Here is a 12617-nt window from a genome sequence, read left to right as displayed (position 1 = left end):
TGCCTGCTGCTAGCCGGTTTTACGCAATGATGCGGTATGCCGGTTTTGCAACATAACCAGACGCTCCATATAACTCAGATCCTTCTCCTCCAGCGTAAACGCTGCATCCACCCAATCTTCCGTAATATCCATCAGCTCCGAGCGGGACAGCTGCAACACGCGCTGGCGTGCGCGGATCATCGCCCGGATCCCGTTGAGCTTTGGTCGCAGAACATCGATAAAAGTACGCGTGGCATTGAAAGCCTCGCCGGGCTGGAACAAAACGTCCACCAGCCCGCGCGCTTCGAACCACTCCGCCGTATGCGATTCACCCGTTGAAATCAGCTCTTCCGCCAGCTTCATTCCGGCTTTACGTGACACCAGAGAATAGCCGCCCATTCCCGGGAACAGGTTAAATGCGATTTCCGGGAACCCCATCCGTGCAGTGTTTTGCGCCAGCACGTAATGATGTGCCAGCGCGGCTTCAAACCCGCCACCGAGCGCAGTCCCTTCGATCATCGATAAACTGATCGCACCAACATCAAAACCCCGCGCTGCCGCATGTACGCAGTCAACGCAAGCCCGTGCGTACGAACGTAGAGCCTCACGCTTGTTATTGACGATGGATTCAACAAAGAAACTCAGATCGCCTCCCACATTGTACATATTGGGCACAAGCGATCCGGTTACCCAAAAATCAAACCGCAAACCGGACGCTTTCGCGGCATAGGTCAGCGTCATAATGTCTTCAATGAGCTCCTGATTAAAACATGGACGTGGATAAGACCTGAGCATCATCCACATGACATTACGGCCTTCTTCATAATAGGCTGCAATTTGGGACAAATGCCCGGCTTCGGTAAACGGGCGGCAGGCTGTATGGTCAATAAGATTCATAGTATATATCCAGGTTAGAAATGAATTTTTAGGGTGAAGCAGCTCCAGCCTAGTCCAGCTCTAACCCGAACTGAATCGATTCGAGATCGTTTTATAAAAATAATCCTAACTGCGACTGCCTAATAAAAAAATGTTAAAAATAAACAACCTGCGCTCATTCAATATTGTGTAAAAACAAAGAAATAATTATTTTATCTGCTATCTTATGCTGTTTTCTTCCCCCCTGAATAACGCCATCTAATTAAAGAACTGCGATTAATAATATGTGTAATAGTTAATTAATCCTCAGGGATTTCCCCAGAGTGATACGTATCACAGTCGTCGCACACTAACTTTCCAATTGCCCTGCCAGCGGCTAAATTGAAGTCATCTCCTCCGACCACTCAAGAGAATTCCATGACTGAACGCGCGTTGCCGTTTTACCCGCACCTGCTGGCCCCCCTGGATTTAGGTTTTACGCAGCTGAAAAACCGCGTGCTGATGGGTTCCATGCACACCGGGCTTGAGGAGCTGGAAGACGGGCCGGAGCGTCTGGCGGCCTTTTATGCCGAACGCGCGGCGGCGGGCGTCGGGCTGATTGTCACCGGCGGGATTTCGCCGAATGCGCAGGGCGTCGTTTATCACGGCGGTTCGGTTCTGGCGGAACAGCAACACATCACGCATCACCGCGTGGTAACTGATGCCGTGCATGCAGCCGGTGGGAAAATTGCGCTACAAATACTCCACGCAGGGCGTTACAGCTACCAGCCCCATCCCGTCGCACCTTCGGCACTTCAGGCGCCGATTAACCGCTTCACGCCGCATGCACTGAGCGAAGAAGAAATCGAATCGACGCTGGAGGATTTTGCACGCTGCGCGCAGTTGGCGAAAGAATCGGGTTATGACGGTGTGGAGATCATGGGCTCGGAAGGCTACCTGATTAATCAGTTTCTCACCGCCCGCACCAACCATCGCACCGACCGCTGGGGGGGCGGCGTCGAAAACAGAATGCGTTTTGCCACGGAAGCCGTCCGTCGCGTGCGTCAGATTTGCGGGCAGGAATTCATCATTATTTACCGCTTATCAATGCTGGATCTGGTCGAGGAAGGCTCAGACTGGCAGGAGGTCGAAATGCTGGCGCAGCGCATCGAACAGGCCGGTGCCAGCATTATCAATACCGGCATTGGCTGGCACGAGGCGCGTATTCCGACCATCGCCACGATGGTACCGCGCGGCGCGTTCAGCTGGGTGACGCAAAAACTCATGGGCAAAGTCGGCATCCCGCTCATCACCACTAACCGCATCAACGACCCTGACGTCGCAGAGAGAATCCTCGCCGGAGGCTGCGCGGATATGGTGTCGATGGCACGCCCGTTCCTTGCCGATCCGGCGTTTGTCGAGAAAGCTGCTCAGGGCCGCGCCGATGAAATCAATACCTGTATCGGCTGCAATCAGGCGTGTCTGGATCAGATTTTTGCAGGCGAAGTGACGTCCTGTCTGGTGAATCCGCGCGCCTGCCATGAAACACAAATGCCGGTCGTGCGTGCGCAGCATTTCAAACGCCTCGCGGTGGTCGGCTCTGGCCCGGCCGGTCTGGCCTTTGCGACCACCGCCGCCAGCCGCGGGCATCACGTCACGCTGTTTGACGCCAATACCGAAATCGGCGGCCAGTTTAATGTCGCCAAACAAATCCCCGGCAAAGAGGAATTTTATCAGACACTGCGCTACTACTCGCGCCAGCTGACACTGCTTGGGGTCACCTTGCGTCTCGGTGAAACCGTGAATGCCAGCCAGCTTAACGGTTATGACGAAGTGATCCTCGCCTGCGGAATTTCGCCGCGCCTGCCGGATATTCCGGGGATCCACCATCCGCGCGTGATGTCTTATCTCGACGTCCTGCGCGATAAAAAACCTGTCGGCCAGCGGGTGGCGATTATCGGCGCAGGCGGAATTGGTTTTGATACCGCCGAATACCTCATACACAACGGCCCGTCATCGAGCCTGAGCAGCAGCGCGTTCAGCCATGAATGGGGCATTGATCGGTCGCTGACGCAACGCGGCGGCCTTGCACCACAAGGCCCGCAGCCGGAACCTGCCGCACGCGATATCGTTTTGCTGCAACGTAAATCCACCAAAATCGGCGCGGGATTGGGTAAAACCACCGGCTGGATCCACCGCGCCAGCCTGTTACAGCGCGGCGTAAAAATGCAAAGCGGCGTCAGTTACGAACGCATTGATGACGCGGGTTTGCACCTCATAATGAATGGCGCACCGGTGTGCCTGGAAGTGGATAACATCATTATCTGCGCAGGACAGGAGCCGCAGCGCGCGCTGTATCAGCCGTTGGTGGACGCCGGAAAAACCGTGCATCTGATTGGCGGCGCGGACGTCGCGGTAGAGCTGGATGCACGGCGCGCTATCGGTCAGGGAACGAAACTGGCGCTGGAGATCTGAGGGACTATTCAGTCGAAAAAAAAGCCGCGAGAGCGGCTTTTTCATAGGTGCTGGCTTAAATCAATGCTGAGCCGCCGTTTTTACCGCGCGCAGGATCACGAACTTTTGGTTGGTGGCGATGGTTGTGCAGTTGCCGAAGAGGCGACGCAGCTTCTGGTAGTAATCCAGATGACGGTTGCCGACGATGCGCAGCTCGCCGCCGGTTTGCAGGCAACGTTTGGCGTCGCAGAACATCCGCCACGCGGTGTCATCGCTGATGACCGTGCCCTGATGGAACGGTGGGTTACACAGCACGGCGTGGAGCGTTTCACGTTCAACGCCTGCGAGCATGTTGTTCACTTCGAAATGACAGCGGTTCAGATCTTGCGGCAAGTTGTTTTCAACGTTCAGACGGCTCGATTCCACCGCCATGTAAGACTCATCGACAAACAGCATTTCAGCATCCGGATTCAGCGCCAGCGCGGTCATGCCGATCACGCCGTTACCACAGCCCAGATCCGCCATGCGTCCTTCAATACCTTCCGGCAGATGTTGCATAAAGAAGCGCGCGCCTATATCCAGCCCGCCGCGTGAGAATACGTTCGCGTGGTTGGAAATGCGGAATTCACTGTCGTCCAGCGCCCATTCAGAAATCACTGGCTCAGACGTTTGTGCTGGCAATGTCGCTTCACAATGGATCAGACGCGCTTTTTTCCACGCCAGGCTGGTTTTGGTCGGGCCGAGGATTTTCTCGAACAGTTGCAGCGTTGAGGTGTGAATATCACGGGCTTTGGCGCCAGCGATAATTTGCGTATCCGCTGTAACCACTTCACGCAGCGCCAGCAGTTGCTGCTCGAGCAGTGCCAGCGTTTTTGGCACTTTAATGACCACCAGCCCCGGATTGATCGGCAACGGTACCAGGCTGCTTTGCGCCGCCACGTTGTCTTCATCAAACCCATTAATGCGCAGATTGTGGCGCGTCGCCAGCTGGCTCATGAACGAATCATTAATGCTGGTCGGATTAAATTCCTGTAACGCGCAAGCCAGCGCGCCAAAAGCATCGTTGAAAATCAGCAGCGGACGGCCGTTGAGCGTCTCGGTGTTCAGGGTTTGCAGCAGATATTCATCGGCCGCTTCCCATGCCTGTAACTGCGTTGCCGCCTCTTCCAGCGGGTAACGCTCCAGACTCAGTTGCAGTAACTGACCACCTGCTTCAGTTTCGAATTGGCTCATTGGCCCTCCTCAATATTCAATTTGCGCTGTTTATCCCCTAATTTGGGCTATCAGTAAATTGTTTTTTCAGTTAAAAAGGGGTTTATCTGCCTGATCGCAGCGATCGTGCCAAAAACCACGCTTAACGATCCGGCACCTTTTCCCCGGCAATAAGAGACAAAGCAAACAGTTATGCCTGAATTGACCTATCTGCAAGGCTATCCCGAGCAACTTCAGGCTCAGGTGCGCCAGTTAATCGACCAGGAGCGTTTAGGTAAAGTGTTGCTGACGCGCTATCCCGAGCCGCACGAACTGACCACCGACAAATCGCTTTATCAGTATACTCTCGACCTGAAAAACCAGTTTTTACGCAGTTCATCACCGTTAAGTAAAGTGGCATATGACAATAAAATCCATGTGATGAAACACGCGCTGGGGCTGCACACCGCCATTTCCCGCATTCAGGGCGGCAAGCTGAAAGCCAAAGCAGAAATCCGCGTCGCCACCGTTTTTAAAAGCGCGCCGGAAGCTTTCCTCAAAATGATCGTGGTTCACGAACTCGCGCACCTGAAAGAAAAAGAACATAACAAAGCGTTCTACAGCCTTTGCTGCCACATGACGCCGGACTATCATCAGTTAGAATTTGATACGCGCATGTACCTGACGCATCTGGAAATATTCGGCAAGTTGTACCAATAATTAGTATTACTCAACCCATCCCCAAATCATTCGAGCTGCATCAAGGCGGCAACTGAGTGAATTCCCCGGGAGCATACATCAGTATGTGACCGGGGTTCGCGAAGGCGGCCAACGCAGAGGCAGCTTGAAGGATGAAGGGGATTACCGGAGAACTTATGATTCGCTTTGCGGTAATTGGCACCAACTGGATCACCCAGCGTTTTATTGATGCCGCGCACGAAAGCGGCAAAATGAAGCTGACCGCGATTTACTCCCGCACGCTGGAAGGCGCGAAAAAGCTCGGCGAGGATTATCCGGTCGATCATTATTTTGATTCACTTGAGGAAATGGCCGCGTCCGACCTCATTGATGCGGTGTATATCGCCAGCCCGAATTCCCTGCACTGCCCGCAATCCCTGCTGTTTCTCAGCCATAAAAAACACGTCATTTGCGAGAAACCGCTGGCCTCCAATCTGGCAGAAGCCGAAAGCCTGATTGCCTGCGCGAAAGAAAATAACGTCGTGCTGTTTGAGGCGTTTAAAACAGCCTATCTGCCGAATTTCCTGCACATGAAAGGCGCGCTCAGCCGTATCGGTACGCTACGCAAAGCCATCCTGAATTACTGCCAGTATTCATCACGTTATCCGCGCTATCTGGCCGGTGAAAACCCGAATACTTTCAACCCGGCGTTTTCTAACGGGTCGATTATGGATATTGGTTATTACTGCCTGGCGAGCGCCATTTCGCTGTTCGGCGAGCCGAAATCCGTGACCGCTACCGCCGTCCTGCTGGAAAGCGGCGTCGACGGCCAGGGTACGGTGATTTTGTCTTATGCGGATGATTTCGAAGTGGTAATTAACCATTCCAAAATCAGCGATTCTCTTTTACCCAGTGAAATTCAGGGCGAAGAAGGCACGCTGCAGATGGAGAAACTGTCCGAGTGTCAGACACTCAGCCTGACCCCGCGCGGTGGCCAGAAGCTGGATCTGACCCAACCACAGCACATTAATACCATGCTGTATGAAGCGGAAACTTTTGCGATTCTGGTGGATAACCAGTTTGTCACGCACCCGGGGCTGGAAGTCTCACGCATCACCGCCAAAGTACTGACGGAAATCCGTCGTCAGACGGGTGTAGTGTTCCCGGCAGACAGCCGACCTTAATCATTATCTTAAATTCGGGAGTAACAGATGATTGCACCCAGCCAGAAACCTCTGCTGATTTTACAGACCGGCAATGCGCCCGATCCTATCCGTCGTGTGCACGATAATTTCCCGCAGATGTTTATCCGTCAGGGCGATATTGACCCGCAGCAGGTTGTGATTGTGGATTTACAGGCCGGTGAGCGCCCGCTGCCGCCGGAAAATTACTGCGGAGCCATTATCACCGGTTCGCGCAGCATGGTGACGGAGCATCTGGCATGGAGCGAAGAAGCCGCCGACTGGGTGCGTCTGGGCATGCTGCAGGAATTACCGATGTTCGGTGCCTGTTACGGCCATCAGCTGATGGCTTACGCACTGGGCGGCGAAGTGGATTACCATCCGCAGGGCATTGAAGTCGGCACGCACGAAGTCACGCTGACGCCCGCCGGACATCTCGATCCTCTGGTTTCACAGCTTCCGGCGCAGTTTGCGGCGAACCTGATCCATCTGCAAACCGTCATCACGCCGCCGGCGACGGCCACCGTTTTAGCCAAAACGCTGCACGATCCGCATCAGATCCTGCGCTACGGGCCGAACGCGGTGAGCACGCAATTCCACCCGGAATTCAGTCTGGCGGTGATGAAAACGTATCTGTCATGGCTCGGATCGATTGCCGAAGACGACAGCGTCGACTTTGCCGGTCAGGCTCTGCACCTTAGCGAAACACCGCTCAGCCGCGGGTTGTTACTGGCGTTCGTCAGCGCACTCGGCAAACGCCAGGCACTGGCGGGATAATGAACCATAATGTTTCTGAATGTTTGACAGCGGATACATTTTGTATTATTTTCCGGATCGCAAAGGGGAGTAACTTCTTCGTCGGATAATCGTCATTACGGTGTCTGGACCCGCGCTTAAGCGCCGTCTCAGCCACCCGGTTACCGAGGCAACCCACGAATCTAATTGATAGTTTTCTCGAAATCATTCGAGTTGCAGGTAGGCGGCAAGTGTGCGAATCCCGTGAGCTGACATTGGTCAGTGATTCGGGTGAGCAAACGCAGCCAACACCCCTGCAGCTTGAAGGATGATGAGAAAACGGGTTGTAAGTGAGACCTTGCCGGAAGGCGAGGTTTGCTTATAGCTCAGAGAGAGCGGCTAACGTCTTCCGACGCTGGCCGTTTTTTTTTGATGTTTTTTCGAGGATAAACCGATGATGAACTCCGTAGGCAACCCGATTCTCTGGGGCTCTTTTGCCGTGGTAGTGATTATTATGCTCGCTTTCGACCTGCTGTTGCAGGGCCGCAAAGGCGCGCAAACCATGACCATGAAAAGCGCCGCAATGTGGTCGCTGGTGTGGATTGGCCTGTCGCTGTTGTTTAACTTCGGCTTCTGGTGGTATCTCAACGGCGAGTTTGGCCGCGAAGTGGCGGACGCCAAAGCGACCATGTTCCTGACCGGCTATCTGCTGGAAAAAGCGCTGGCGGTCGATAACGTCTTCGTCTGGCTGATTCTGTTCAGCTACTTCTCAATACCGGCCAATCTGCAACGCCGCGTGCTGGTTTACGGCGTGCTCGGCGCAATCGTCCTGCGTACCGGTATGATTTTCGCAGGCAGCTGGCTGGTCGGACAATTTAGCTGGATCCTGTACGTGTTCGGCGCGTTCCTGCTGTTCACCGGTATCAAGATGGCGCTGGCGAAAGACGATGACGGCGAAGTGGGCGAGAAACCGATGATCCGCTGGCTGCGCAGTAAGATGCGTATGACCGACGATTTGCAGGGCGAGAAATTCTTCGTACGCCGCAACGGTATCTTGTTCGCCACACCGCTGCTGCTGGTGCTGATTATGGTTGAACTCAGCGACGTGATTTTCGCGGTAGACAGTATTCCGGCCATCTTCGCCGTGACCACCGACCCGTTCATCGTGCTGACGTCTAACCTGTTCGCGATCCTCGGCCTGCGTGCGATGTACTTCTTGCTGGCGGGCGTGGCGGAACGTTTCTCCATGCTGAAATACGGTCTGGCTGTGATCCTGATCTTCATTGGTATCAAGATGCTGCTGCTCGACGTGTTCCACATTCCGGTAGGGATTTCGCTCGGTGTGATCGCGTCGATTCTGATTATCACCCTGCTCATCAACACCTGGGTGAACCGTCGTAACGACCGTAAAAAGCTTACCAAATAAACCAGGCGATACCCTTATTAGCCCGGGCGGTAATTCCCGCCCGGATTTTGCGTTCAGCGATGGTTATGAGGAATGTCCACTATCATATCCGTGGACATCACCATCGTTATCAAAGCAATTTCTGGCGCATGTGTATTGAGAGGATTAATCTCCAGCGCACCAGATAATCTTATACCGCTATCAACAACAATCGCTTTCCTTGCTGCAAGAACATTGATTGGGGAAATAATTTCGCAGTGTATTTCCATCTGCGTCATCGCATTGGCAATGGCTCCATTTGATGCCCGGCTTGTGATCATATGCTGTAAAACGTCGACACCCTTTGCCCTGACGGCATAAACATATCCTTCGTACATCGCGGCATATTTCATCGCAATAGGCAGTTCTTTCGATGTGGAAACCCCACCTAATACCTGGCCACCGTCATGAATTTTTATTCCACCTGCAAAGCGTGGCGTAAAACCTGATATAAATATTTCTGACGGCGCACGGGTATCTGCCCGGTAGGTAATTCTATCATCTGGCATACGATCCTCCATTGATGAAATTGATCAAATATCAGGCTGGTTAGCGATTTTCAATCCAGCTATCTGAATGACTGATATTCCCATCTTTAAAAGTCCAGGTAACTTTTTCGTAAGTAAGTTGGAGGCTTTCCATATGATTGAATTTCTCAGTCGCACTATTTTTTATGTTATGCATGAGGGGGGAAACCGAAGCAATTCTTACATTTTCAAGGAACATATTAAAATATTCGACTTCCTGCCCGGCATCGTTTATTTGGTACCACTTTACTTCAGCCGATTTGAGCGTCTGGCCTGAGCTCACAGCTTTGTATAGATAGGGTGATGACATATCAAATTCTTTTACTACAATCATCGGGCTGTGTTTACGTAAACCCGTTATTTTCCCTGTATTACCGTCAATGGGTGAGGAAAGCGAATGCGCAAACTCTATGATCTCAATACTTCCTTCACGTCCGGAAACGTCAACAGAACCTTTGATGTTATTACCGCCATCATCTTTCAACCACAGATAAGAAGGGATCGCCATTCCATTGCTCCAATATATTAATATGAGTGATGCTTCTCTAAGTATGTATAAAGCATTTAAGATAAATGCAAATGAATAAATAATCGTTTCATCTGGGGGGGTAAAATATGTCAGATTAATATTAAAATCAAAGGGGATGTTTATAAAATAATTAATAAAACAAGCAATTGAATAATAAAAATGTATAAATAATCATGTAAACATTCATATAAATCAGTATGGCTGAGTAGCGCGAGTAAGGCTGTTAACTTGATGCAAAAAAAGACGGCGGGTGAGTTAACAACCGTCGTCTTTATGTTTAATAATTAAAATTACTGCCAGCCGTAACGGCGTACAAACCAGCCTTTCACGCACTGCGTCAGCACCATATAACCGGCCAGGATCGCGATGAGCCATGGGAAGTAGCTCAGCGGCAGCGCCTGCAATTGCAGGAATCCGGCGACCGGCGAGTAGATCAGCGCGATACCGGTAACCACCACCATCAGCGTCATGATGCACAGCGGCCAGGACGCGCGGCTCTGGATGAACGGCACCTTGCGCGTGCGGATCATGTGGACGATCAGCGTCTGCGACAGCAACCCTTCAATGAACCAGCCGGACTGGAACAGCGTCTGCGCTTCAACGGTATTGGCTTTAAAGACCCACCACATCAGGCTGAACGTCAGGATGTCGAATACGGAGCTGATCGGCCCGAAGAACACCATAAAGCGGCCGATATCCCCGGCGTTCCAGCGCTGGGGTTTTGCCAGCTGTTCCTCATCGACGTTATCAAACGGGATCGCCACCTGAGACACATCGTAAATCAGGTTCTGAATTAACAGATGCAGCGGCAACATCGGCAGGAACGGCAGGAAGGCACTGGCAACCAGCACGCTGAAGACGTTACCGAAGTTAGAACTGGCGGTCATTTTGATGTATTTCAGCATGTTGGCGAACGTTCTGCGCCCTTCCGTCACGCCCTGCTCCAGCACCATCAGGCTTTTTTCCAGCAGGATAATATCGGCGGCCTCTTTAGCGATATCCACCGCAGAATCCACGGAAATACCGATATCTGCCGCACGCAGCGCCGGTGCGTCGTTGATGCCGTCGCCCATAAATCCGACCACATGCCCTTCACCGCGCAGCACGCGCACGATGCGTTCTTTGTGCATCGGCGTGAGTTTGGCAAATACCGTGGTTTCGCGGGCAACGTGTAACAGCTGTACGTCGTCGAGTTCGTCGATATCACTGCCAATCAGTACGTTATCTGCCTTTAAGCCGACGTCTTTGCAGACTTTACGCGCCACCAGCGGGTTGTCGCCGGTGAGAATTTTGACGGTCACGCCTTTGCGTTGCAGGGCTTCCAGCGCCGGTGCAGTGCTCTCTTTTGGCGGATCGAGGAACGCGATATAGCCGGCCAGAATCAGGCTGGATTCGTCCGTTACGCCGTAGCCTTGCGTGCGGGAAGGCATGACTTTGTGCGCCACCGCGACTACACGCAGCCCCTGCTGATTGAGGTCGTCGGTGATGCGGCGAATGCGCCCGAGCAGCACATCGGTCAGCGGAACAATCTCACCGTTGAGCTGCACCAGCGTACAAATCGACAGCATTTCTTCCAGCGCACCTTTGCAAATCAGACGGTGATTCTGGTCGTTTTCTGCCACCACCACGGACATCCGGCGGCGGTCGAAATCAAACGGGATTTCATCAACTTTCAGGGAATTGTGCGCCTGACTGGCATCACCGGCTTCCAGCACCGCCACGTCGAGCAGGTTTTTCAGGCCGGTCTGGTAATGGCTGTTCAGCCACGCCAGGTGCAGCACGTCATCGCTGGTCACGCCAAGCACGTCGGTGTGGCGTTCGAGGACGATTTTATCCTGCGTCAGCGTGCCGGTTTTGTCGGTACAGAGAATGTCCATCGCGCCGAAGTTCTGGATCGCGTCCAGACGTTTGACGATGACTTTCTGGCGCGACAGTTTCACCGCCCCTTTCGCCAGTGTGGACGTCACAATCATCGGCAGCATTTCAGGCGTCAGCCCGACCGCGACGGACAGCGCAAACAGCGCCGCCTCCCACCAGTCGCCTTTGGTGTAGCCGTTGATCACCAGAACGACGGGCGTCATCACCATCATAAAGCGGATCAGCAGCCAGCTGACTTTGCTGATGCCCGCCTGGAAAGCGTTCGGCTGGGTATCTTCCTGCACCACGCGCTCGGCAAGCTGGCCGAACCAGGTTTTGTTGCCGGTCGCAATCACCATCGCTATCGCCGTGCCGCTCACCACGTTGGTGCCCATAAAGCACAGGGTATTCAGTTCAAGCGGATCGTTAGCAATGGGTTTCTTTTCGCAGGCGTGTTTTTCCACCGGCAGGGATTCACCGGTCAGCGCCGCCTGGCTGATAAACAGATCCTTGGCGGAGAGAATACGCAAATCCGCCGGGATCATATCGCCCGCCGACAGCTTAATCAGATCGCCCGGCACCAGCTGGCTGATGGCAATTTCGACCGTTTCACTGCGGCAGGTTTGCGCGTCGCTGCGCAGCACGGTCGCGGTGTTGCTGACCATCGCTTTCAGCGCATCGGCCGCTTTGTTGGAACGCGCTTCCTGGATGAAGTGCATGAACGTCGAGATAAACACCATCGCGCCGATGACCAGCGCGGCGGTCAGATCGTCGGTGGCGTAAGACACCATGCCGAGCACGGTCAGCAGCAAATTGAACGGGTTGCGGTAGCAGTGCCACAGGTGCAGCCACCAAGGCGCAGGTTGCTGATCGCCGGTCTGATTCAGGCCGGAGACTTCACGGATTGTCTCAGCTTCCTGCTCCGTCAGCCCTTCAGGATGGCTGGCAAATTGCAGGTAAAGCTGGTCTTCGGTTGCACGGGCACAGGCCTGACAATGCGCTGCCATCGCCGCAGGCACCGCCTGTGCGGCGCGGCCCGGAACGGTTTCGAGCATCGGGTCGCGACGAACTAAACGACGCGGAAGATTGCGGCTGAGCGCATTGAGCAGCCGGGAAGTTATATTTTTGAACATCATTCGCACCTTTGTTTCGCCCACGGCAAAACCGCCACAAGCATGGCAAAAGGA

At 53.5% G+C, this 12617-nt stretch carries 10 protein-coding genes; 5 read left to right on the top strand and 5 right to left on the bottom strand.

Annotated elements, in window-relative coordinates; translation table 11 throughout:
* Positions 1-9: 9 nt before the first annotated feature.
* Complete coding sequence (locus CWS43_RS17510) at positions 10-876, bottom strand: crotonase/enoyl-CoA hydratase family protein (RefSeq protein WP_101078369.1); 867 nt, start codon at positions 874-876, stop codon at positions 10-12.
* A gap of 396 nt (positions 877-1272) precedes the next feature.
* Between CWS43_RS17510 and CWS43_RS17505 the strand changes: the two genes are divergently transcribed.
* Positions 1273-3309, top strand: coding sequence for an NADPH-dependent 2,4-dienoyl-CoA reductase (locus tag CWS43_RS17505; protein ID WP_101078368.1), 2037 nt, complete (start codon positions 1273-1275; stop codon positions 3307-3309).
* Between the two features lie 60 nt (positions 3310-3369).
* Here CWS43_RS17505 and rlmG read toward each other — a convergent pair whose 3' ends face one another.
* Positions 3370-4521 carry a 23S rRNA (guanine(1835)-N(2))-methyltransferase RlmG gene (gene rlmG, locus CWS43_RS17500; protein WP_101078367.1) on the bottom strand — a complete coding sequence of 384 codons (1152 nt, stop codon included), beginning with the start codon at positions 4519-4521 and terminating at the stop codon, positions 3370-3372.
* Between the two features lie 171 nt (positions 4522-4692).
* Here rlmG and CWS43_RS17495 point away from each other — a divergent pair, with 171 nt between their 5' ends.
* From CWS43_RS17495 to CWS43_RS17480, 4 genes are all read left to right on the top strand, one after another.
* On the top strand, positions 4693-5199 hold the full coding sequence (locus CWS43_RS17495) for a M48 family metallopeptidase (RefSeq protein ID WP_101078366.1): 507 nt from the start codon (positions 4693-4695) through the stop codon (positions 5197-5199).
* A 155-nt stretch (positions 5200-5354) separates the two neighbouring features.
* Complete coding sequence (locus tag CWS43_RS17490) at positions 5355-6341, top strand: Gfo/Idh/MocA family protein (RefSeq protein ID WP_101078365.1); 987 nt, start codon at positions 5355-5357, stop codon at positions 6339-6341.
* Positions 6342-6368: 27 nt separating this feature from the next.
* Positions 6369-7115 (top strand): glutamine amidotransferase, encoded by a 747-nt coding sequence (locus CWS43_RS17485; RefSeq protein ID WP_101078364.1) that lies wholly within the window; start codon positions 6369-6371, stop codon positions 7113-7115.
* Positions 7116-7530: 415 nt separating this feature from the next.
* On the top strand, positions 7531-8499 hold the full coding sequence (locus CWS43_RS17480) for a TerC family protein (protein WP_101078521.1): 969 nt from the start codon (positions 7531-7533) through the stop codon (positions 8497-8499).
* 53 nt (positions 8500-8552) lie between these two features.
* Here the strand turns inward: CWS43_RS17480 and CWS43_RS17475 are convergent, their stop codons facing one another.
* The 3 genes from CWS43_RS17475 to mgtA form a co-directional block, all read right to left on the bottom strand.
* Complete coding sequence (locus CWS43_RS17475; RefSeq protein WP_101078363.1) at positions 8553-9026, bottom strand: hypothetical protein; 474 nt, start codon at positions 9024-9026, stop codon at positions 8553-8555.
* A 40-nt stretch (positions 9027-9066) separates the two neighbouring features.
* Positions 9067-9552, bottom strand: coding sequence for an Hcp family type VI secretion system effector (locus CWS43_RS17470; RefSeq protein ID WP_101078362.1), 486 nt, complete (start codon positions 9550-9552; stop codon positions 9067-9069).
* Positions 9553-9863: 311 nt separating this feature from the next.
* Positions 9864-12566 (bottom strand): magnesium-translocating P-type ATPase, encoded by a 2703-nt coding sequence (gene mgtA, locus CWS43_RS17465; protein WP_101078361.1) that lies wholly within the window; start codon positions 12564-12566, stop codon positions 9864-9866.
* Positions 12567-12617: the final 51 nt, after the last annotated feature.

The organism is Rahnella sp. AA, from assembly GCF_002834385.1.
Lineage (GTDB): Bacteria > Pseudomonadota > Gammaproteobacteria > Enterobacterales > Enterobacteriaceae > Rahnella.
Note: the sequence above shows the minus strand (reverse complement) of the source record. Positions and strands in the feature narration are given on the sequence as shown.